The organism is Paraburkholderia sp. Tr-20389 (genome assembly GCF_017104565.1).
Lineage (GTDB): Bacteria > Pseudomonadota > Gammaproteobacteria > Burkholderiales > Burkholderiaceae > Paraburkholderia.
This window is the reverse complement of sequence record NZ_JAAGPD010000011.1, coordinates 72,180-92,226: the sequence shown is the minus strand read 5'-3', so window position 1 is coordinate 92,226 and position 20,047 is coordinate 72,180. Positions and strand designations below refer to the sequence as shown.

Below are 20,047 nucleotides of genomic sequence, written 5' to 3'. Positions count from 1 at the left end.
TCGCGCGATGAAAACCCACTTTGACGAGCGCTTCGGCTTTCTTATTTCCGATGTCGGCAGGTTGGTCGGCAAGCGTTTCGACGATCTCGCGCGGCTGTCGATCGACCTCACGCGCGCGCAGTGCCGTGCGCTCGCGTATCTGTCCTTCTACGGCGACATCAACCAGGCGCGGCTCGCGGACTTGCTCGAAGTCGCGCCGATTTCGGCTGGGCGGCTGCTGGACCGGATGGAGGAGGGTGGGTGGATCGAACGGATCGGCAATCCGCGCGACCGGCGCGAAAAGCAGATTCGCATCACCGAGAAGGCCGAGAAGACGCTGGACGAAGCGAAGCGGGTCGGCGATCAGGTTGCTGCCGAGGGTTTGAGCGGACTGACCGAGGACGAAGCCAAGCAGCTCATTTCATTGCTGCAGAAGGTGCGGGGGAATCTGACGCGGATCGTGGACCGGTGAGGTGCTTCGCTTGAGCGTGGCCGCGTTGGTTGCGCGGTCTTCGATCTTCTTGCTGATCCGCTTGGGCCGTGCTGGAAATGAAAAAGCCGCTGTTTCGTGAGAAACAGCGGCTTTCGCATTTGGTGGCGAATCAGGGATTCGAACCCCGGACCTGCGGATTATGATTCCGTCGCTCTAACCGACTGAGCTAATTCGCCGAAGAAGGAAGATTATGAAGATGCTGGCGGGGGCTGTCAACCCCCGCGCGGCAACTTTTTACGAGAACTCCAGATTACCCGATTCGCTCAGTCCTGAGCGTAGATATTGGAGTCCTTGGTCTCCCGCACGAAAAGCAGGCCGATCACGAACGTGGCGAGCGCGATGATGATCGGATACCACAGCCCTGAATAGATGTTGCCCTTCGCCGCGACGATCGCGAACGCCGTCGCCGGCAGGAAGCCGCCGAACCAGCCGTTGCCGATGTGATACGGCAGCGACATCGACGTGTAGCGGATGCGCGTCGGGAACATCTCGACCAGCATCGCCGCGATCGGTCCGTACACCATCGTCACGTAGATCACGAGAATCGTCAGGATCACGACAGTCATCGGCCAGTTGATCTGCGATGGATCGGCCTTCGGCGGGTAGCCAGCGGACTTCAGCGCCGTGCCGAGGTTCTTGTCGAACGTCTTGCCAGCTTCCTTGGCGTCGGCAGCCTTGCCGTCGAAGGTGTCGATGGTCGTGTCGCCCACCTTGATCTGCGCCAGCGTGCCCGCCGGAGCCGCCACGTTGTCGTAATTCAGACCGGCTTTCGACAGCGCGCTCTTCGCGATGTCGCACGAGCTCGTGAACTTCGACGTGCCGACCGGGTTGAACTGGAACGAGCATTCGTCCGGATTGGCGATCACGACGATGGGCGCCTTGGCCGTCGCGGCCTCGAGCGCCGGGTTCGCGTAGTGCGTCAGCGCCTTGAAGAGCGGGAAGTACGTCAGCGCGGCGATCAGGCAGCCTGCCATGATGATCGGCTTGCGGCCGATGCGGTCGGACAGCGAGCCGAAGAACAGGAAGAACGGCGTGCCGATCAGCAGAGCGATCGCAATGAGGATGTTCGCGCTTGCACCATCGACCTTCAGCGTTTGCGTCAGGAAGAACAGCGCATAGAACTGGCCCGTGTACCAGACAACTGCCTGGCCAGCCGTCACGCCGATCAGAGCCAGAATGACGATCTTCAGATTCTTCCACTGGCCGAACGCTTCCGACAACGGAGCCTTCGACGTCTTGCCTTCAGCCTTGATCCGTTCGAAGGCCGGCGACTCATGCAGTTGCATCCGGATCCACACCGAGATGCCGAGCAGCACCAGCGACGCGACGAACGGAATGCGCCAGCCCCACGCACCGAACGCTTCCTCGCCCATCGACGTGCGCACGCCGAGAATCACGAGCAGCGACAGGAACAGGCCGAGTGTGGCCGTCGTCTGGATCCACGCCGTGTAGAAGCCGCGACGGTTGGCAGGGGCGTGTTCGGCCACATAGGTCGCCGCACCGCCGTACTCGCCGCCGAGCGCGAGGCCCTGCAGCAGGCGCATCGCGATGAAGATCACGGGCGACGCCATACCGATGGCCGCGTAGCCAGGCAGGAAGCCGACCACACAGGTCGACAGACCCATGATGACGATCGTGATCAGGAACGTGTACTTGCGGCCGACCATGTCGCCAAGCCGTCCGAACACCAGCGCGCCGAACGGACGCACCGCGAAGCCGGCCGCGAAGCCGAGCAGGGTGAAGATGAAGGCGGCGGTCGGATTGACGCCGGAGAAGAAGCTCTTGCTGATGAAGGCCGCCAGCGAGCCGGCCAGGTAAAAGTCGTACCACTCGAACACCGTGCCCAACGATGACGCGAAGATTACCCGTTTCTCTTCTTTCGTCATCGGCGCGTGCGAGATTTGCCCGCTTACGGTAGCCATATGTCGTCTCCAATATTGATATCGGTCGCGGTTCGCCTGGTCAGGCGACGCCGTGTAGCGATTATTGGAGCGGAAACTTACGGCGTTCTGACTCGCGGGGTTCTATTTTGAGAATGTCTCGCATTGACTAATTTTGGCTAATTACCGCTGAACATCGGATATCTACCGCTTTAACTGCGGCAAAGTCGCGATATACGATTGCTGACTGAAATGGTCGAAACTGACGGATTAGGGTAATTCCCGTGCACGATCGATCGTCCGCAAGCTGACACGGACGAGTGTTCCAGCGAGGCGCGGCGACGTTTGATAGACGTTGTCCTCGATGGTGAGCGTGCCGCCGTGCATCGCAGCGATCTCGCGGACGATCGCGAGGCCCAGCCCGCTACCGTCGCCTTCGCGCCCGAGAATCCGGTAAAAGCGCTCGACGACGCGCTCGCGTTCGGCGGCCGGGATGCCCATGCCCGTGTCTTCGACCTCCACGTGCGCGATGCGGGCGGTTGCGTCGTGCCGCACCCGCACCGTGATTCGCCCGCCTGCCGGCGTGTAGCGGATCGCGTTGTCGATCAGGTTCGACAGCATCTCGCGCAGCATCACGGCATTGCCTTCGACTTCGACGGCTTCTTCCGGCGATTCCGGTCCCTCGTAGCCGAGGTCCATCTGCTTGGCGAGCGCAGCCTGGATCCAGTCGCGCACCGCGCTGCGCGCCACGTCGCCCATCTCTACGGGCGTGAAGACCTGACCGGACATGCGGTTTTCCGCGCGTGCGAGCGCGAGCAACTGCGTGACGAGGCGCGCGGCGTGCTCGGAACTCGTCGCGATCTGCTCGAGCGAACGATGCACTTCCGCCGATGCATCCTGTCTCAGCGCCAGTTCGGCCTGCGTGCGCAGGCCCGCGAGCGGCGTCTTCATCTGATGCGCGGCATCGGCGATGAAGCGCTTTTGCAGTTCCATGTTCTGTTCGAGGCGCGTCAGCAGGTCGTTGAAGGACGTGACGAGCGGCTCGATTTCGGGCGGCGCGCGGCGGGCTTCGAGCGGGGAAAGATCATCGGGACGACGCGCGCGGATATGCGCCTGCAGCGCGTGCAGCGGCGCGAGACCGCGCGACAGCCCGAACCACACGAGCAGGATCGCGAGCGGCAGGATCACGAACTGCGGGAGGATCACGCCTTTGATGATGTCGTTGGCGAGTGCACTGCGCTTGTCGAGCGTCTCGGCTACCTGCACGAGCACGGGCTGCGCGCCCGGTGTCTGCGGGAATTCGACGGTGGTGTAGGCGACGCGTATGTCATTGCCGCGCAGCATGTCGTCGCGGAACTCGACGATACCCGCCTGCGGCCGGTCTTCCTCGCGCGGCAGCGGCATGTCGCGATCGCCCGCGACCAGCTCGCCGCGTGTGCCCAGCACCTGATAGAACACGCTGTCGACATTGTCGGCGCGCAGAAAATCGCGGGTCGACTCGGGCAGCGTCAGTTCGGCGACGCCGTTCACAGGATGAATCTGCCGTGCGAGCACGTAAGCGTCCGTCTCCAGCGCGCGGTCGAACGGTCCGTTCGCGATCGACTTCGCGACCAGATAGGTGACGGCAAGGCTCATCGGCCACAGCAGCAGCAGCGGCGCGAGCATCCAGTCGAGGATTTCACCGAACAGCGAACGCGGACGCGTTTCCGCCTGCGCCTCGGTTTCATCGGGCGGCGCAAACGGATTCGCGTAGCGCGCGTCGCGGATTTCGTCGAGATCCGCCGCGTGCGCCGTGGCGCGTGGTGCGCGGACGGACATGGAGCGCCTTACTTGAAATAGTGACTTGCGGGCATGGCAGCGGACGCGTCGGAAGTTTCGGACCCGGTTGACTGCGGCGTGGCCGGTGCGGCGTTTTGCGCCGGCGCCGCTTTCTCGAGACAGTAACCCAGGCCACGCACGGTGATGATGCGCACGCCGCTCGGTTCGATCTTCTTGCGCAGCCGGTGCACGTAGACTTCGATCGCGTTGTTGCTGACCTCTTCGCCCCATTCGCACAGATGGTCGACGAGCTGTTCCTTCGACACCAGCCGCCCGATCCGCTGCAACAGGACTTCGAGCAATCCTAGCTCACGCGCCGACAGATCGATAACCTGCTCGTTGGCATAGGCAATTCGGCCGACCTGATCGAACGACAGCGAGCCGTGCTTGACCACGGTCGGCCCGCCGCCGGCCCCGCGCCGGGTGAGCGCGCGCACGCGCGCTTCGAGTTCGTTGAGCGCGAAGGGCTTGGCCATGTAGTCGTCCGCGCCGAGGTCGAGACCCTTGACGCGCTCGTCGACGCTGTCGGCGGCGGTCAGGATCAACACGGGCAGATTCGAATTGCGCGCGCGCAGCCGCCGCAGCACTTCGAGGCCGGACATTTTCGGCAGGCCGAGATCGAGGATGAGGAGGTCGAAAGTCTGCATCGACAGCGCGGTGTCGGCTTCCGCGCCCGTCTTCACATGGTCGACGGCGTATGCCGATTGGCGGAGTGATCGTACGAGACCGTCCGCGAGTATGCTGTCGTCTTCGGCAATGAGAATTCGCATGATGCGTCCTGCCCGGCCGGCACCGGGGCGCTCCGGCGCACAGCGTCTCCGAAAAATTTGTGGGTAGTTGGGTGTTGTCCGTTTGCACATGTGGGCGTCCGCATGCGAAACGTACTTGCCAAAACTACTGTTTTTTTATACAGTGTCTGCGTTTAGCGTGCTGGTTGTTCGAATCGCGTTCAAAACGCGCTTGCAATGGCCATCACACCTGCCTCAGACGCCGTTCATCATAGCAAAGGACGATTCATGGAAGAAAGCAAGAAAGGCTCGGCTGGACTGACTGCGGAAAAGAGCAAGGCACTTGCTGCCGCGCTTGCGCAGATCGAAAAGCAGTTCGGCAAAGGGTCGGTCATGCGGCTCGGCCAAGGTGAGGCAGTAGAAGATATCCAGGTGGTCTCCACGGGATCGCTGGGCCTCGACATCGCGCTGGGCGTCGGCGGTTTGCCGCGTGGCCGTGTGGTGGAAATTTACGGCCCGGAATCGTCGGGTAAGACCACGTTGACGCTGCAGGTCGTCGCCGAAATGCAGAAGCTCGGCGGCACGGCAGCGTTCATCGACGCGGAACACGCGCTCGACATTCAATACGCGCAAAAGCTCGGCGTGAACGTCAGCGAGCTGCTGGTCTCGCAGCCGGACACGGGCGAACAGGCGCTCGAAATCGCGGACGCACTCGTGCGTTCGGGTTCGATCGACATGATCGTGATCGACTCGGTCGCGGCGCTCGTGCCGAAGGCCGAAATCGAAGGCGAAATGGGCGACTCGCTGCCGGGTCTGCAAGCTCGTCTGATGTCGCAGGCGCTGCGCAAGCTGACGGGTACGATCAAGCGCACGAACTGCCTCGTGATCTTCATCAACCAGATCCGTATGAAGATCGGCGTGATGTTCGGCAACCCGGAAACCACCACGGGCGGTAACGCGCTGAAGTTCTACGCGTCGGTGCGTCTGGACATTCGCCGTATCGGTTCGATCAAGAAGAACGACGAAGTGATCGGCAACGAAACGCGCGTGAAGGTCGTGAAGAACAAGGTGTCGCCGCCGTTCCGCGAAGCGATTTTCGACATCCTGTACGGCGAGGGTATCTCGCGTCAGGGCGAAATCATCGATCTCGGCGTGCAGGCGAAGATCGTCGACAAGGCGGGCGCCTGGTACAGCTACAACGGCGAGCGTATTGGTCAGGGCAAGGACAATGCGCGCGAATTCCTGCGTGAAAACGCGGACATCGCACGCGAGATCGAAAACCGCATCCGCGAATCGCTCGGCGTGAATGCGATGCCGGCGAATGCCGTCGTCGATGCGAACGAGGAAGTGGGCGAAGAGGAGTAATCGTCGCGTGATACGAAAGGGCCGCTCTGCCTCACCGGATGCGGGTGCAGGACGCAACACGGGCGGCCCGCGTGACGACGATGCATTCGAATCGTCGTCACGTTCTTCTTCGAGCATGTCTGCTTCTCCAGTATTACCATCCTCCGGTTCGTCATTCGAAGACTTCGATCCGTTCGAGTCCTTCGATGCTCATGATCGAGCCGCAGGCGTCGGCCCGTCGGCTCAAGGCCGTTCTTCAGATACCGCTCGCACCGATCACGGCGAAGCAACCTACACGCGCTCACGTCGCGCCCCCGGCGAGTCCAAATCCGACGACACGGCGGATAAAAAACGCACTCCACAACGTCCCGCGCGCTCGCTCAAAGGCCGCGCGCTCGGCTATCTTTCGCGGCGCGAGTACAGTCGCGCAGAGTTGTCGCGCAAGCTCTCGCCCTATGCGGAAGATGGTGACTCAATCGACGCGTTGCTGGATTCGCTCGAAAGCGAAGGCTGGCTGTCGAACTCGCGTTTCGCCGAAAGCCTGCTTCACCGACGCGCGTCACGCATGGGCGCTGGGCGTATCGTCAACGAACTCAAGCGGCATGCAGTCGGCCAGGAACTCGTTGAAGAAGTCAGCGCGCAATTGCGCGAAACCGAGTTGGCGCGCGCTCAGGCCGTATGGCGCAAGAAGTTCGGCGCTCTGCCCGAGACGCCCAACGAACGCGCAAAACAGGCCCGCTTCCTTGCCACGCGCGGCTTCTCGCAGGGGATCATCGGGAAGATTCTCAAGGGCATCGACGAAGACTTTGCGCCGGAATAGCCTGTCGGACACTTGAGCCGGACCATTGGTGCGCCGCAAGAAGCGCTGCGCCTAAATGTCGCGCTCCGGATGCCCCTGAAGCCTGCTCCATCAAGCCCCTGCGGGCTTCGGGCGGTCTCAAATACCCAGTATGCTAAAATTCAACGGTTCTTAAATCCGGCCTTTGTTCTCGCATGCCGCTTTCTCCGCCAGTGTCCAGACAGTTGCGCCATCGCCGCGCAATCCAAGCGGACGCATACGAGCGTGAAGATGGCCTGTGGGATATCGAGGCATGCCTCACCGACGAAAAGCCACGTGACGTGAAGCTTGCGTCGGGTGTCCGGCCGAACGGCCTGCCGATCCATGAACTCTGGCTCCGCATCACGATCGATCGCAAGCTCAATGTCGTCGACGCTGAAGCGTCGTCCGACTGGGTTCCGTATCCCGGTCTGTGCGAAGCCTCCAATCCCGCCTATCGCGCCCTCATCGGGCTCAATCTTTTCCAGAACTTCCGTCGCGATGCTGCCCGTTTGCTGGCCGGCACGGCCGGTTGCACGCATCTCACCGAGTTGTGCGCAATCTTGCCCACTGCCGCCATCCAGGCGTTTGCTGGCGACGTGTGGAATACGGACAAAGGCAGGCCGGGAAGCGGAGAGTCCAACGGTTCGGCAAACGGTACGACTCAGGGCACGCAGGGCAGCAACGGACAAGACGCCAAAGACAACGCTTCGAGCGCGCAAGCAGGCGAACAGGCAAGCGAGCAATCAAACGACAAGCCGCCATTCCAGTTGGGCCGCTGCCATGCGCTGCGGTTCGATGGCGAGGCGGTGCGACAGTTTTATCCGCGCTGGTACGGGCACGCGCCGCGTTCAGCGGATCGCGCGGATGCCGCAGCCGACGGACAGGCCGTGAAAACGGCGCGTCCCGAGTGAGCGGTCCAGCCGGAAGCGAAGTTCAATCCAACTCTCAGACTGAAGGGAATCACGCATGAAGATTCACGAGTACCAGGGTAAGGAAATCCTGCGGAAATTCGGAGTCGCGGTACCGCGCGGCAAGCCGGTCTTCTCGGTGGATGATGCGGTCAAGGCCGCTGAAGAGCTTGGTGGCCCGGTGTGGGTCGTCAAGGCTCAGATCCACGCGGGTGGCCGTGGCAAGGGTGGCGGCGTGAAGGTCGCGAAGTCGCTGGAGCAAGTCCGCGAATACGCGAACCAGATCCTCGGCATGCAACTCGTCACGCACCAGACGGGTCCGGAAGGCCAGAAGGTGAATCGCCTGCTGATCGAAGAAGGCGCTGACATCAAGAAGGAACTGTATGTCGGTCTCGTGATCGATCGCGTGTCGCAAAAGGTCGTCGTGATGGCTTCGAGCGAAGGCGGTATGGACATCGAAGAAGTCGCCGCAAAGACGCCGGAAGCGATCCACAAGGTTGCCGTCGATCCGTCGAAGGGCCTGCTGGACGCGGAAGCCGACGATCTGGCGAAGAAGATCGGCGTGCCCGACGCTTCGATCCCGCAAGCCCGCACGATCCTGCAAGGCCTGTACAAGGCAACGTGGGAAACGGACGCGTCGCTGGCCGAAATCAACCCGCTGATCCTGACGGGCGACGGCAAGGTCATCGCGCTGGACGCCAAGTTCAACTTCGACTCGAACGCACTGTTCCGTCACCCGGAAATCGTCGCTTACCGCGACCTGGACGAAGAAGATCCGGCTGAAGTCGAAGCATCGAAGTTCGACCTCGCGTACATCTCGCTCGACGGCAACATCGGCTGTCTGGTGAACGGCGCTGGTCTGGCGATGGCGACGATGGACACGATCAAGCTGTTCGGCGGCGAGCCGGCGAACTTCCTGGACGTCGGCGGTGGCGCGACGACCGAGAAGGTCACGGAAGCGTTCAAGCTGATGCTGAAGAACCCGAACCTGACGGCGATTCTCGTCAACATCTTCGGCGGCATCATGCGTTGCGACGTGATCGCGGAAGGCGTGATCGCTGCTTCGAAGGCGGTCGATCTGCAAGTGCCGCTCGTCGTGCGCATGAAGGGCACGAACGAAGACCTCGGCAAGAAGATGCTGGCTGACTCCGGCCTGCCGATCATCTCGGCGGACAGCATGGAAGAAGCTGCGCAGAAGGTCGTCGCGGCGGCCGCAGGCAAGGCCTGATCGCCCGGGCGCTTATCACCGGATTACGAATGGCGGCGTGCGAAGGGCGCGTGCGGCGAGCATCTCGCCGCGCCTGACGCCATCGGCACGCCACCAAACGAACAGAGGTCAATACATGTCGATTCTGATCAACAAAGACACCAAGGTCATCACGCAGGGCATCACCGGCAAGACCGGTCAGTTCCACACGCGCGCATGCCGTGAATACGCAAACGGCCGCGAAGCATTCGTCGCAGGCGTGAACCCGAAGAAAGCCGGCGAAGACTTCGAAGGCATTCCTATCTACGCTAGCGTCAAGGAAGCGAAGGCAGAAACGGGCGCAACCGTCTCGGTCATCTACGTGCCGCCCGCAGGCGCTGCTGCTGCAATCTGGGAAGCCGTCGAAGCCGATCTCGATCTGGCGATCTGCATCACGGAAGGCATCCCCGTCCGCGACATGATCGAAGTGAAGGACCGTATGCGCCGCGAAGGCCGCAAGACGCTGCTGCTCGGACCGAACTGCCCGGGCACGATCACGCCGGACGAACTGAAGATCGGCATCATGCCGGGTCACATCCACCGCAAGGGCCGCATCGGCGTCGTGTCGCGTTCGGGCACGCTGACGTATGAAGCAGTCGGCCAGTTGACGGCACTGGGCCTCGGCCAGTCGTCGGCAGTCGGTATCGGCGGCGACCCGATCAACGGTCTGAAGCATATCGACGTGATGAAGATGTTCAACGACGATCCGGATACGGACGCCGTCATCATGATCGGCGAAATCGGCGGCCCGGACGAAGCGAACGCTGCGTACTGGATCAAGGACAACATGAAGAAGCCGGTGGTCGGCTTCATCGCTGGTGTCACGGCGCCTCCGGGCAAGCGCATGGGCCACGCCGGCGCGCTGATCTCGGGCGGTGCGGATACGGCTGACGCGAAGCTGGAAATCATGGACGCGTGCGGCATCAAGGTCACGAAGAACCCGTCCGAAATGGCCCGTCTGCTGAAGTCGGTGCTGTAAGAAGGGTTGCGATAAGCTCAAGAAACGCCGGTCGATACCGGCGTTTTTTGATACTCTTACGAAGGCCTTTCGTAAGACGCAGCGACAAGCGAGGGAGCGAGCAATTGCTCCCTCGCTTTTTTGTTGCCGTTCGCTTTCGCTACCTTCTATTCTGCTTTCCATGCTCGAATTCCTCACCACGCTCCATTGGGGCGCCGTCTTTCAGATCATCGTCATCGACATCCTGCTGGGTGGCGATAACGCCGTCGTGATCGCGCTCGCCTGCCGCAACCTGCCGCCCGCTCAGCGCACGAAGGGCGTGTTGTGGGGCACGCTCGGGGCGATCGTGCTGCGCGTGGCGTTGATCGCCTTTGCCGTCGCGCTGCTCGACGTGCCGTTGCTCAAGTTCGCGGGCGGTCTCCTGCTTATCTGGATCGGCGTGCGCCTGCTGGCGCCCGCGCCCGACGCGCACGCGAACGTCAAACCCGCCGACAAGCTGATCACCGCGATCAAGACGATCATCGTGGCCGACGCCGTGATGAGCCTCGACAACGTGATCGCGATCGCCGGCGCCGCCGAAGCCGCCGAGCCGCATCACCGCATCGCGCTCGTCGTGTTCGGGCTGATCGTGAGCATCCCGTTGATCGTCTGGGGCAGCCAGCTGGTGCTCAAGCTGCTGGATCGCTTCCCCGCGGTCGTCACGTTCGGCGGCGCGTTGCTCGGATGGATCGCGGGCGGGCTGATCATCAACGATCCGGCCGGCGACCGTTGGCCGATCCTCGACACGCCCGTGGCCGAATACGGCATGAGCATCGTCTGCGCGCTGTTCGTCGTGATCGTCGGCTACGCGCTGAAGCGGCGCAACGCGGCGCGCGTCGCAGGTGACTCGCATTGAGCACATTCACTCTACGGGCACTCGAGCCCGCGCACCATTAGCCATTCGGCTAGCCATCCGGCCGACTGCCGGCGCAAATGGCGGCTCGCTACGATCGAAGCGCCTGTCCTGATTCCCGGGGCAGGCGCTTTCGTTTTGAGGAGTCTGCTGATGATCGCTACCGTTGCCGTTGCTTCGTTGTCCACGCTTTATGCTCATCGTCCGGGCATCCGTGCGCCAAGCGCCTGGCCCACCGCCCTCGCGCGTATCAGGCGTCTGTGGGGTTTTACGCTGATCGAATTGATGATCGTGCTGGCCATCGTCGGCGTGATCGCCGCGTATGCGATCCCGGCGTATCAGGACTATCTGGCGCGCAGTCGCGTCGGCGAGGGGATGTCGCTTGCCGCCGCCGCGCAACTGACCGTCGGCGAGAACGCCGGCAGCGGCAATGCCTTCGGCAGCGGCTACGCATCGCCGCCCGCCACGCGCAACGTCCAGTCGATCCATATCGACGACGACACGGGCCAGATTACCGTGGCGTTCACCGCGCGCGTTGCCGACGAAGGCTCGAATACGATCGTGTTCGTCCCGTCAGCGCCCGATAACGCCGATACGCCGACTGCCCGCGTTGCGCTGGCGAAAGGCTCCGCGCAGAAAGGGACTATCACGTGGGAATGCTTCGCGGGCGGCAAGGCGGCGTCGTCGCTGCCGGCGCCGGGATCGGGTCCGCTGCCCATCGATGCACCCACGCTGGCGGCGAATCTCGCACCGCCCGAGTGCCGCAGCTGATCGGGCTCGAACGGTGGATGACGTGAGTCCGGTATAAAGCGAACGGACATCAAAGGCCGCGGCAAAAGTTTCCGTGCCGCGGCCAGATTCCGGGTTATTTCCGTCGACCCGGCGCACAGCGTAAGGATTTTTTTGTATAGTGCGCCGGTTGCTGACGTCCCCGGTTACTCATGCCCAACCCTTTTGCACGCTATCTTTCACTGTTCATATTGGCTTGTGCGTTGATCCTGCCTTATGCAGTCGTCAATCACACGTATCCGATTCCGACCTTCTACGCCGAATTCACGGCGCTCGCGCTCTATCTGCTGCTGGGCGCGGGCGTAGCGTTGCTGGTGTCGACGGCCCGGCCGCGCGTGGCATTCGCGTCGCCCATCGTCGCGCTGGTGCCGCTGGGCTTCGGGCTCGTGTTGATCGCACAGTCGATCGTCCTGCCCGTCGCGCAGCCGTCGATGAACTGGCTCGGCGCCGGTTTCCTGCTCGCCGCGTTCATGGCGACGCACGCGGGCTTCGGCTTCAGCCGGGCGAATATGACGGAAAACGTGTTCACGGCGGCGGCCTTCGCGCTGGTCGTCGGCGGGCTTTTTGCCGTCTTCTGCCAGACGATCCAGCTGTTCCACCTCGAAGTGAAGGTGACGCCGCTGGTGGTCGCGTACAGCGTGCTGACCGAGCGCAGGCCGTTCGGCAACATGGCGCAGGCCAATCACCTGGCCACCTACATCGCGTTTGCGACGGCGGGCGCGATGTACCTCGTGCAGACCCGGCGCATCAACGTGTTCATCTGGCTGCTCGTATCGGCGATTTTCTCGGGCGGTCTGGCATTGACGGTGTCGCGCGGCCCCTGGCTGCAAATGGGCGTGATCGTCGTCGCGGGGTTCTGGATGGCATTTGCCGAGTTGCGCCGCCATGCTTCGCGCCGTGGCAGCAATCGCGAGTGGCTGATTCCTGTCGTGCTTGCCGTGCTGTTCTTCGGGGTCAATGCGGCCGTCCGCTGGGCCAACGTGCACTATCACCTCGATCTTGCGCAGTCCGCCGCGGAACGCATGAAGGACGCGAGCCAGATTGCGCCGCGCCTCGCGCTGTGGAAGTACGGCTGGACGATGTTCCGCACGCACCCGCTGCTGGGCGTCGGCTGGGGCGAATTTCCGCGCTATCAGTTCGATCTGGTGAAGTCGCTGGGCGGCGTGGAGATCGCCAACAACTCGCACGATATCTTCATCGATCTGCTCGCGAAGACGGGGCTGATCGGGCTGGGCATCGTGCTGCTCGGACTCGGCGCGTGGTTCGTGCGGGTCGTGCGCGCGCCGCACACGGCCGCGCGCGTGTTCGGTCTTGCGCTGATCGGCGTGCTCGTGATGCATGCGCTCGTCGAGTATCCGCAGCAGTACATGTTCTTCCTGCTGCCGGCGATGTTCGTGATCGGCCTGCTCGACACCCGGCCGCTGCGACTGATTCCCGGCGGTTTGTCGTTCGGCGCATTTCTCGTGATCGTCTTCGGCGGGCTGGCGGCGCTGTATCCCGTTTATCGCGATTACGCGCGCTCCGAAGTGCTGTACTACGGCTCGCGTCCATTCGACCAGTATCGCGAGGATCCGTCGTTCCTGTTCGGCGCGTGGGGCGAGTATGGGATGGCGACGCTCTTGCCGATGAACTCGCAGGATCTGCCGCACAAGCTGGCCATGCATCGTCAGGCGATGGCATTGCTGCCGGGCGAAACGGTGCTGCGCCGCTATGCCGTGCTGCAGGCGTTGAGCGGCGATACCAATGGCGCGTTCGATACCGTGGACCGTCTGAAGATCTTCGCCGAAGAGCTTCACGACTGGCCATCGCAGCTCGGGTATCTCTACGACTTGTGTGATCAGCAGAAAACGCTGGGTGCGTTCAAGGCGGAACTGATGAAGAAGTACGGCACGCCACCGAAGGACATCAACAAGAGCGATGAGGACGATGACGACGAGGAGTGATTTCCCGTCTCGTCGCCGGAAGTAGGGTGGCGCGGGAGGCGCGCCGCTCAGTCAAAACTCATGAGACACGCGGAGGACGCTCACTCCGCCACCCAATCCCCCGACTTCCCGCCATGCTTCTCCATCACCTTCACATCGGTGATGGTCATCCCGCGGTCCACCGCCTTGCACATGTCGTAGACGGTCAGCAGCCCGACCTGCACAGCCGTCAGCGCTTCCATCTCGACGCCCGTCCGCCCGAGCGTTTCCACCTGCACGCGGCAATGCACGGCAGGCACAGCTTCCTCGAGTTCGAAGTCCACCGCAACGCGCGTGAGCGCTAGCGGATGGCACAGCGGAATCAGGTCGGCCGTGCGCTTCGCACCCTGGATTGCCGCAATGCGCGCGATGCCGATCACGTCGCCTTTCTTCGCTTCGCCTTTGCGGATCAGTTCGAACGTGGCGGGCAGCATGCGGATCGTGCCGCGCGCGACCGCGATGCGCTTCGTTTCGGCTTTACCGCCGACGTCCACCATATGCGCCTGGCCGGCCGCGTCGAAATGAGTGAGTTCAGGCATGGTTCGCTCCTTCAGAGGGCGCCTATCATAGCAGCGCAAGTCGGGCGCGGGCGGCCCGGGCGCTCACGATAACGCACCAGCGCCGGCCGGCAACGCCCACGGGTATTTCGCACATCGACGCATCGCCGGCACTGGGTACAATCGCAACAGGCCTGTTCCTTCCGGCACCTTACGCCGCTTTCGATTTCGCCACCGCCCGCAATGCGTCTGAAACGGATTTTCGCTGCATTGTTGTCCGTCACGCTCGCCGTTCCGCCCGCGATCATCGCGCAGCCGTCGAACCTGTCGGAACTGCCGCTCGTCACCGGGCCGCTCGATACGTACGGCGGTGCGTCCGTGCCGCCCGATATCGCGCAGGGCGTGTTCGGCCTTTACGGCGGCGCTCAGACGCGGTTTTCGGGCAACCCCGGCGGCAACGCAAGCCTGCACGCGCCCATGTCGACGCAACAGTTGCCCGATCTCGGCGACGGTTCGGGCGGCACGCTGACGCCGCAAGCCGAACGCAAGCTGGGCGAGCGTGTGATGCGCGAAGTCCGCAGCGATCCCGACTATATCGACGACTGGCTCGTACGCGACTATCTGAACTCGATTGCCGGCAGGCTCGCCGCCGCCGCGACCGCGCAATACATCGGCGGCTATCGTCCCGACTTCGATCTGTTCGCGATGCGCGACGCGCAGATCAACGCGTTCTCGCTGCCGGGCGGCTTCATCGGCGTGAACACGGGGCTGATCGTCTCGACGCAAACGGAGTCCGAGCTCGCATCCGTCGTCGGGCACGAAATGGGACACGTGCTGCAACGGCACATCGCGCGGATGATCACGGCGGGCGAACACAGCGGCTACGCGGCGCTCGCGGGCATGCTGCTCGGCGTGCTGGCGGGGGTGCTCGCGCACAGCGGCGATCTGGGCAGCGCGATCGCCATCGGCGGGCAGGCGTATGCCGTCGACAACCAGTTGCGCTTTTCGCGCGCGGCCGAGCACGAAGCGGACCGCGTCGGCTTCCAGATGCTCGCTGCGGCGGGCTATGACCCGTACGGGATGGTGGCGTTTTTCGAGCGTCTCGATCGCGCGTCGATGAGCGACGCGGGCGCGCCCGCCTACGCGCGCACGCATCCGCTGACGGGCGAGCGGATCGCCGACATGGCCGATCGCGCGCGCCGTTCGCCTTACCGGCAGCCGCACCAGTCGTCGGAATACGCTTTCGTGCGGGCGCGGGCGCGCGTGCTTCAGGACCGCTCGCGCAGCGAATACGCCGACGATATTTCGCGCATGCGTTCGGAGATCGAAGACCGCACGGCACTGAATGTGGCGGGCAACTGGTACGGCATCGCGTACGCGCAAATGCTGATCGACCGCTACGACGAGGCGGCCGTGTCGCTGGCCAATGCGCGCACCGCGTTCGACGCAAACGAGCGCGCCGAAGGCGATTCCGGGCGCAGTTCGCCGAGCCTCGACGTGCTCGCCGTCGATCTCGCGCGGCGCTCCGGGCACAACGACGAAGCCGTGCGTCTTGCGGAACTCGCGCAAAGGCGCTGGCCGCAATCTCACGCCGTCATCGATATGCGTCTGCAGACGCTCCTCACCGCGCGCCGTTTCAGCGAAGCGCAGGCGCAGGCGCTGCGCGAGACGCGCGCCGATCCGCAGCAGCCCGTCTGGTGGCGCTACCTCGCGCAGGCGAGCGTCGGTACGGGCGACGCGCTGACGCAGCATCGTGCGCTGGCGGAAAAGTTCGCGCTGGAAGGGGCGTGGCCGTCGGCTATCCGGCAACTGAAGGAAGCGCGCGACATCAAGTCGGTCGGCTACTACGACCTCGCGACGATCGACGCGCGCCTGCACGAGTTCGAGGCGCGCTATAAGGAAGAGCGCGAGGACGAAAAGAGCAGCAGTTAATGTTCGCCGGATGCATCGGCCGCATGTGCAGCGGGACTTGCGACGAATCCAAAGCGCTTCTCGACCTCGGACTTGCGTACGGACTCGAGTGTCAACGCAACGCCGTCTCGCCAGCGAAACTCACCGCTTTGCCCGTCGGAGGCGAGGTCCGCGTGTTCGGAGAACAGATCGAGATCGTGGTCGTGCAGGACGGCGACGCGCGCGGGTGTCGACTGGTCCGTGAAGAGAATGCCGCCTTCGTCGTCGAGGTAGACCGCAGCCGGTTCGAAAGCCACGCTCGCCTGATCGGTGAGCTTGAGCTGGCCGCTCGTGTCATCCGTGGCAAGCCGCACGACGAACGGCGTGTAGCCGAGTTCGACGTACACCCGCTGCGGTCCGTTCTGAAAGAACCATTGGCCGGCGTCGTCGGCCTCGTAGTTGCGGTTGATGAAGCCGAGCAGGGCGGTATGCCGGATCGGCTCGCCGAGGGCGCCCGCCGCTTGCGCGGCTTCGTCGCGCATCCGCCAGTTGCCGCGCCGGTCGAGCAGCAGCCAGCCGGTGCAATGCGGCACGTTCGGCCATTTGGCCAGTGCCTGCTTGACGATGTCATCCATATTGCGTGAACGGGTCGAGATAGCCGAAGACCCGGCGCGAAAGCCAGTCGATCCGGCCGGGGAAGGGGCCCGTCATGAAGCCGACGTGTCCGCCATGCGCCGGTTGATCGAGTTCCACCATCGATGATACCTCGCTGCGCGACGGCAGCACCGCTCCCGGCAGGAACGGGTCGTTGCGCGCGTTGAGCACGAGCGTCGGCACGGTGATGCCCGGCAACAGTGGGCGGGTCGTCGCGCGGGTCCAATAGTCATCCGCGTTGCGAAAGCCGTGCAGCGGGGCCGTCACGAGGTCGTCGAATTCATGCATCGTGCGGCTGGCGAGCACATCGTCCAGATCGAACAGGCCGGGATACTGCGCGAGCTTTTGCTGCGCCTTCAGCTTGAGCGTCTTCAGGAAGCTGCGCGTGTAGATCATGCCGAGGCCTTGCGACAGCGCGCGGCCGCCCGCATGGACGTCGAGCGGCGCGGAGATCGCGGCTGCCGCGGCGATGATCGACGCGTCCTCGCGACGCTCGCCGAGCCAGCGCAGCAACACGTTGCCGCCCAGCGACACGCCCGCCGCCACGATCGGCCCGCTGTGCAGTTCGCGCAGACGCCGCAGCACCCAGTCGACTTCGTTGCTGTCCGCGAGATGATAGAAGCGCGGCAGCAGATTCATCGGCCCGCTGCAACTGCGAAAGTGCGGCACGACGCCGTGCCAGCCGCGCGCATAAGCGGCGGCCATCAAGGTACGCGCGTAATGCGAGTCCGAACTGCCTTCCAGCCCGTGAAACAGCACGAAGAGCGGCGCACCAGGCGCCGCGCGATAGCCCGTGAGCGGATCGGGCGCGAGCCAGTCGAGGTCGATGAAATCGCCGTCGGGCGTATTCCAGCGCTCGCGCCGGTAGGTGACGACGGGGCGTCGTCCGAACAGCGCGGGAACGATGGTCTGGATGTGGCTGTTGGGCAGCCAGAGCGGCGCGCGGTAAATCATGTCAATGGCCGCTTCGACGGGTGTGCTGCCCACAGCAGCCTCCACCGCAGCCGCTGTTGCATCGAGGGCCGGTCTGGAAGCAGCTTTATTGTCGTGGGTCGTGCTCATGCCAACACCGGTATTCAGGCGAAGCCCCGTGCCGAAGCTATCCGGGCTTCTTTCAAGCGGGTCTCGCGGGACGCTTCAGTGCAGCGCGCCCTGACCATGTCTCATTTTGGCAGCAAACTGCGAGGCCGTTTCGTTCGGCATCGCACTCGCGTGGATATGCGCGATCTTCCATTCGCCGCGCTCGTGAACCATCACGTAGGTGGTGAAGACCATCGACGGCACGGCGGCCGGGTCGGCCGGCCGGTGTGCTTCGGCAATCGCATAGACGACGGTGCCGAGGCTATCGTATACGCGGATGTCGAGCGGCTCGATCGACACGGGCTGCGCTTCGAGCTGGATGGTCAGGCCCGAGCGGATCGCGTCCAGGCCATGCAGATGCGAACCGTCGGCGCAGATGCAACTGACGAACTCCTCGTCGATCCACAGGCCCATCAAGCTGTCGATATTGACCTCCGCGACCGCCTGGTAATAAGCGTTCAGGGTGTCCGCAGCGGCTTCGAAGATGTGGGCAAAACGTGGCATGGCTCGTCAGTCTCTTGCGCGCTGCGCGCGCGGTTGCGGGTCAGTGGTGTACAGCAGGCCATCCGCCAGCATGCTCGCGCCGCAAGACGCGAGCATGACGCCGCGGATGCACGCGGGACAGCGCCCGCGCGAAGCTCGACCGATGGCGCAGCGGACCGTTCGATGTGCCGGACAGTCAGCGTTGCGCGAGCAACATGCCGCGCAGGTCGTCGAATACCTGTTCGGCGCTCAGTTGCCGCAGGCAGTTCAGATGACCCAGCGGACATTCGCGCTGGAAGCACGGACTGCACTCGAGATGCAGCCATTGTACCTTTGCGAGGTCCGACAAGGGCGGTGTGTGGCGCGGATCGGTCGATCCGTACACGGCGACGAGCGGCCGGCGCAGCGCGGCCGCGACGTGCATCAGCCCGGAGTCGTTGGTGACCACGGCGCTCGCCCGCGAGATCAGCGCGCAGGCCTCGCCCAGTGCCGTCTGCCCGCACAGGTTGCGCACGTTCGGCGCGCGGTCGGCGATGGCCTGGGCAATGGGCGCGTCCTTCGGCGAGCCGAGCGCGATGATCTTCGTGTACGGGAACGACTGGCCGACCATCTGCGCGAGCGCCGCGAAGTGTTCGGGCGGCCAGCGTTTGGCAGGGCCGTACTCGGCGCCCGGGCAGAAGACCAGCAGCGGCACGCGCGTATCCAGATTGAAGCGCGTGGACACGCGCGCCGCTTCGTTCAGATCGGCGTCGAGGCGGGGCGGCGCGAGGTCTTCGGGCACTTTCGCGCCGGGCGCATACGCTAGCACCGCGTACTGGCCGACCATCGGCGGACGCTCGTCCTTGCGCGGATTCGCGTGCCGCACGTTCAACAGACCGTAGCGGCTTTCGCCCGTATAGCCGATGCGCAGCGGAATCCCAGCCATCCACGGAATCAGCGCGGACTTCAGCGAATTGGGCAGCACGTACGCCGCGTCGTAGCCGACGTCGCGCAAGTCGCTCGCGAGCTGCCAGCGACGCAGCATCTGCAGCTTGCCGTGTGCGAGATCGGTGGCGTAGACATCGCGGATTTCAGGCATCCGTTCGAGCACGGGCGCGACCCAGGTGGGCGCGACGGCATCGATCGCGATGCGCGGATGCAATTTCACGAGGCGCGCAAACAAAGGCTGCGCCATCAATGCGTCACCGATCCAGTTCGGTGCGATAACCAACGCGCGACGCATCAGGGTGAGTTTCCGATGTCGAAAATAAGGCGCCGCGCGCTCGAGGCGCACGGTGCCGGGGTTGTCGGGGTAGTGAGCTACGGCCCAGGCTATATCGGCGCGCGCGGCGGAAAGTTCAGCTTCCCGCTGCCTGACCAGACGACGCGCAACGCCGCAGCCCGTGCATCAGACGGAGCGAAGCAAGCAGCGGCTCAGTGCCCCTTGATCACTTCGCCGTCGCGCAGCTTGTAGCGCGTGCTGCAGTAGGGGCAGCGCGCCTCGCCGTGCGTCACGTCGATGAAGACGCGCGGATGGTTGCTCCAGCGCGGCATCGACGGGTTCGGACAATACGCAGGAAGATCTTTTGCCGACAGTTCGACCAGCGGCATTTCCTTGATTTCGCTCATAGGGACTTTCTCGTTGTAT

19 protein-coding genes and 1 tRNA gene are annotated in these 20,047 nt (G+C 63.7%); 10 read left to right on the top strand and 10 right to left on the bottom strand.

The features are described 5' to 3' along the window. Positions 1-7 precede the first annotated feature (7 nt). A complete protein-coding gene (locus G3N95_RS14265; RefSeq protein WP_205970698.1) occupies positions 8-451 on the top strand; it encodes a MarR family transcriptional regulator in 444 nt (147 codons plus the stop codon). 120 nt (positions 452-571) lie between these two features. On the opposite strand, the gene G3N95_RS14260 is transcribed toward G3N95_RS14265, so the two are convergent. The 4 genes from G3N95_RS14260 to G3N95_RS14245 all read right to left on the bottom strand — a co-directional run bounded on the left by G3N95_RS14260 (position 572) and on the right by G3N95_RS14245 (position 4,940). Continuing rightward, positions 572-648 (bottom strand) — tRNA-Met (locus G3N95_RS14260). 87 nt (positions 649-735) lie between these two features. Next, positions 736-2,394: an MFS transporter gene (locus tag G3N95_RS14255; RefSeq protein ID WP_205970696.1), complete on the bottom strand. Its 1,659-nt coding sequence runs from the start codon at positions 2,392-2,394 to the stop codon at positions 736-738. 228 nt (positions 2,395-2,622) lie between these two features. Further along, positions 2,623-4,170 (bottom strand): sensor histidine kinase, encoded by a 1,548-nt coding sequence (locus G3N95_RS14250; RefSeq protein ID WP_205970694.1) that lies wholly within the window; start codon positions 4,168-4,170, stop codon positions 2,623-2,625. An 8-nt stretch (positions 4,171-4,178) separates the two neighbouring features. Next, positions 4,179-4,940, bottom strand: coding sequence for a response regulator transcription factor (locus G3N95_RS14245; protein WP_205970692.1), 762 nt, complete (start codon positions 4,938-4,940; stop codon positions 4,179-4,181). 246 nt (positions 4,941-5,186) lie between these two features. Between G3N95_RS14245 and recA the strand changes: the two genes are divergently transcribed. The 8 genes from recA (at position 5,187) to G3N95_RS14205 (ending at position 13,798) form a co-directional block, all read left to right on the top strand. Then, entirely contained in the window at positions 5,187-6,263 is a 1,077-nt protein-coding gene (gene recA, locus G3N95_RS14240) for a recombinase RecA (RefSeq protein WP_205970690.1), read from the top strand. Positions 6,264-6,270: 7 nt separating this feature from the next. Next, the gene (gene recX, locus G3N95_RS14235) at positions 6,271-7,062 is read left to right on the top strand and encodes a recombination regulator RecX (protein WP_205970689.1); all 792 of its coding nucleotides are present in this window, start codon (positions 6,271-6,273) and stop codon (positions 7,060-7,062) included. A 173-nt stretch (positions 7,063-7,235) separates the two neighbouring features. After that, positions 7,236-7,973: a DUF2889 domain-containing protein gene (locus G3N95_RS14230; protein ID WP_205970688.1), complete on the top strand. Its 738-nt coding sequence runs from the start codon at positions 7,236-7,238 to the stop codon at positions 7,971-7,973. Positions 7,974-8,028: 55 nt separating this feature from the next. Then, the gene (gene sucC, locus G3N95_RS14225; protein WP_012399861.1) at positions 8,029-9,198 is read left to right on the top strand and encodes an ADP-forming succinate--CoA ligase subunit beta; all 1,170 of its coding nucleotides are present in this window, start codon (positions 8,029-8,031) and stop codon (positions 9,196-9,198) included. 115 nt (positions 9,199-9,313) lie between these two features. Continuing rightward, positions 9,314-10,195: a succinate--CoA ligase subunit alpha gene (sucD, locus tag G3N95_RS14220; RefSeq protein WP_012399862.1), complete on the top strand. Its 882-nt coding sequence runs from the start codon at positions 9,314-9,316 to the stop codon at positions 10,193-10,195. A 160-nt stretch (positions 10,196-10,355) separates the two neighbouring features. After that, positions 10,356-11,069: a TerC family protein gene (locus tag G3N95_RS14215; protein ID WP_205970687.1), complete on the top strand. Its 714-nt coding sequence runs from the start codon at positions 10,356-10,358 to the stop codon at positions 11,067-11,069. A gap of 150 nt (positions 11,070-11,219) precedes the next feature. Then, a complete protein-coding gene (locus G3N95_RS14210; protein ID WP_205970686.1) occupies positions 11,220-11,837 on the top strand; it encodes a pilin in 618 nt (205 codons plus the stop codon). A gap of 170 nt (positions 11,838-12,007) precedes the next feature. Next, positions 12,008-13,798, top strand: a complete 1,791-nt coding sequence (locus G3N95_RS14205; protein ID WP_205970685.1) for a Wzy polymerase domain-containing protein — start codon at positions 12,008-12,010, stop codon at positions 13,796-13,798. Between the two features lie 80 nt (positions 13,799-13,878). On the opposite strand, the gene moaC is transcribed toward G3N95_RS14205, so the two are convergent. After that, positions 13,879-14,355 (bottom strand): cyclic pyranopterin monophosphate synthase MoaC, encoded by a 477-nt coding sequence (moaC, locus tag G3N95_RS14200; RefSeq protein ID WP_205970684.1) that lies wholly within the window; start codon positions 14,353-14,355, stop codon positions 13,879-13,881. A 201-nt stretch (positions 14,356-14,556) separates the two neighbouring features. On the opposite strand from moaC, the gene G3N95_RS14195 reads away from it, so the two are divergent. After that, positions 14,557-16,245, top strand: a complete 1,689-nt coding sequence (locus tag G3N95_RS14195) for a M48 family metalloprotease (RefSeq protein ID WP_205970682.1) — start codon at positions 14,557-14,559, stop codon at positions 16,243-16,245. Here the strand turns inward: G3N95_RS14195 and G3N95_RS14190 are convergent. The 5 genes from G3N95_RS14190 to G3N95_RS14170 all read right to left on the bottom strand — a co-directional run bounded on the left by G3N95_RS14190 (position 16,242) and on the right by G3N95_RS14170 (position 20,028). Beyond that, positions 16,242-16,838: a DUF2946 family protein gene (locus G3N95_RS14190; RefSeq protein WP_205970681.1), complete on the bottom strand. Its 597-nt coding sequence runs from the start codon at positions 16,836-16,838 to the stop codon at positions 16,242-16,244. The genes G3N95_RS14195 and G3N95_RS14190 overlap by 4 nt on opposite strands. Next, positions 16,831-17,919 carry a hydrolase gene (locus G3N95_RS14185; protein ID WP_205970680.1) on the bottom strand — a complete coding sequence of 363 codons (1,089 nt, stop codon included), beginning with the start codon at positions 17,917-17,919 and terminating at the stop codon, positions 16,831-16,833. The genes G3N95_RS14190 and G3N95_RS14185 overlap by 8 nt, the downstream gene beginning before the upstream one ends. Positions 17,920-17,994: 75 nt before the next feature. Continuing rightward, on the bottom strand, positions 17,995-18,441 hold the full coding sequence (locus G3N95_RS14180) for a nuclear transport factor 2 family protein (protein WP_012399871.1): 447 nt from the start codon (positions 18,439-18,441) through the stop codon (positions 17,995-17,997). A 175-nt stretch (positions 18,442-18,616) separates the two neighbouring features. Further along, on the bottom strand, positions 18,617-19,642 hold the full coding sequence (gene waaF / locus G3N95_RS14175; RefSeq protein ID WP_205970677.1) for a lipopolysaccharide heptosyltransferase II: 1,026 nt from the start codon (positions 19,640-19,642) through the stop codon (positions 18,617-18,619). A gap of 191 nt (positions 19,643-19,833) precedes the next feature. Then, positions 19,834-20,028, bottom strand: coding sequence for a zinc-finger domain-containing protein (locus G3N95_RS14170; RefSeq protein ID WP_007590092.1), 195 nt, complete (start codon positions 20,026-20,028; stop codon positions 19,834-19,836). Between the last annotated feature and the right edge of the window lie 19 nt (positions 20,029-20,047).

What these genes read in the sequence shown, in the direction of transcription:
- G3N95_RS14210 (WP_205970686.1), top strand. Translation starts at nt 11,220, where the DNA reads ATGATCGCTACCGTTGCCGTTGCTTCGTTGTCCACGCTTTATGCTCAT.
- G3N95_RS14205 (WP_205970685.1), top strand. Translation starts at nt 12,008, where the DNA reads ATGCCCAACCCTTTTGCACGCTATCTTTCACTGTTCATATTGGCTTGT.
- G3N95_RS14250 (WP_205970694.1), bottom strand. Translation starts at nt 4,170, where the DNA reads ATGTCCGTCCGCGCACCACGCGCCACGGCGCACGCGGCGGATCTCGAC.
- G3N95_RS14255 (WP_205970696.1), bottom strand. Translation starts at nt 2,394, where the DNA reads ATGGCTACCGTAAGCGGGCAAATCTCGCACGCGCCGATGACGAAAGAA.
- sucD (WP_012399862.1), top strand. Translation starts at nt 9,314, where the DNA reads ATGTCGATTCTGATCAACAAAGACACCAAGGTCATCACGCAGGGCATC.
- sucC (WP_012399861.1), top strand. Translation starts at nt 8,029, where the DNA reads ATGAAGATTCACGAGTACCAGGGTAAGGAAATCCTGCGGAAATTCGGA.
- G3N95_RS14265 (WP_205970698.1), top strand. Translation starts at nt 8, where the DNA reads ATGAAAACCCACTTTGACGAGCGCTTCGGCTTTCTTATTTCCGATGTC.
- G3N95_RS14195 (WP_205970682.1), top strand. Translation starts at nt 14,557, where the DNA reads ATGCGTCTGAAACGGATTTTCGCTGCATTGTTGTCCGTCACGCTCGCC.
- recA (WP_205970690.1), top strand. Translation starts at nt 5,187, where the DNA reads ATGGAAGAAAGCAAGAAAGGCTCGGCTGGACTGACTGCGGAAAAGAGC.
- waaF (WP_205970677.1), bottom strand. Translation starts at nt 19,642, where the DNA reads ATGCGTCGCGCGTTGGTTATCGCACCGAACTGGATCGGTGACGCATTG.
- G3N95_RS14245 (WP_205970692.1), bottom strand. Translation starts at nt 4,940, where the DNA reads ATGCGAATTCTCATTGCCGAAGACGACAGCATACTCGCGGACGGTCTC.
- moaC (WP_205970684.1), bottom strand. Translation starts at nt 14,355, where the DNA reads ATGCCTGAACTCACTCATTTCGACGCGGCCGGCCAGGCGCATATGGTG.
- G3N95_RS14170 (WP_007590092.1), bottom strand. Translation starts at nt 20,028, where the DNA reads ATGAGCGAAATCAAGGAAATGCCGCTGGTCGAACTGTCGGCAAAAGAT.
- G3N95_RS14190 (WP_205970681.1), bottom strand. Translation starts at nt 16,838, where the DNA reads ATGGATGACATCGTCAAGCAGGCACTGGCCAAATGGCCGAACGTGCCG.
- G3N95_RS14230 (WP_205970688.1), top strand. Translation starts at nt 7,236, where the DNA reads ATGCCGCTTTCTCCGCCAGTGTCCAGACAGTTGCGCCATCGCCGCGCA.
- G3N95_RS14215 (WP_205970687.1), top strand. Translation starts at nt 10,356, where the DNA reads ATGCTCGAATTCCTCACCACGCTCCATTGGGGCGCCGTCTTTCAGATC.
- G3N95_RS14180 (WP_012399871.1), bottom strand. Translation starts at nt 18,441, where the DNA reads ATGCCACGTTTTGCCCACATCTTCGAAGCCGCTGCGGACACCCTGAAC.
- G3N95_RS14185 (WP_205970680.1), bottom strand. Translation starts at nt 17,919, where the DNA reads ATGAGCACGACCCACGACAATAAAGCTGCTTCCAGACCGGCCCTCGAT.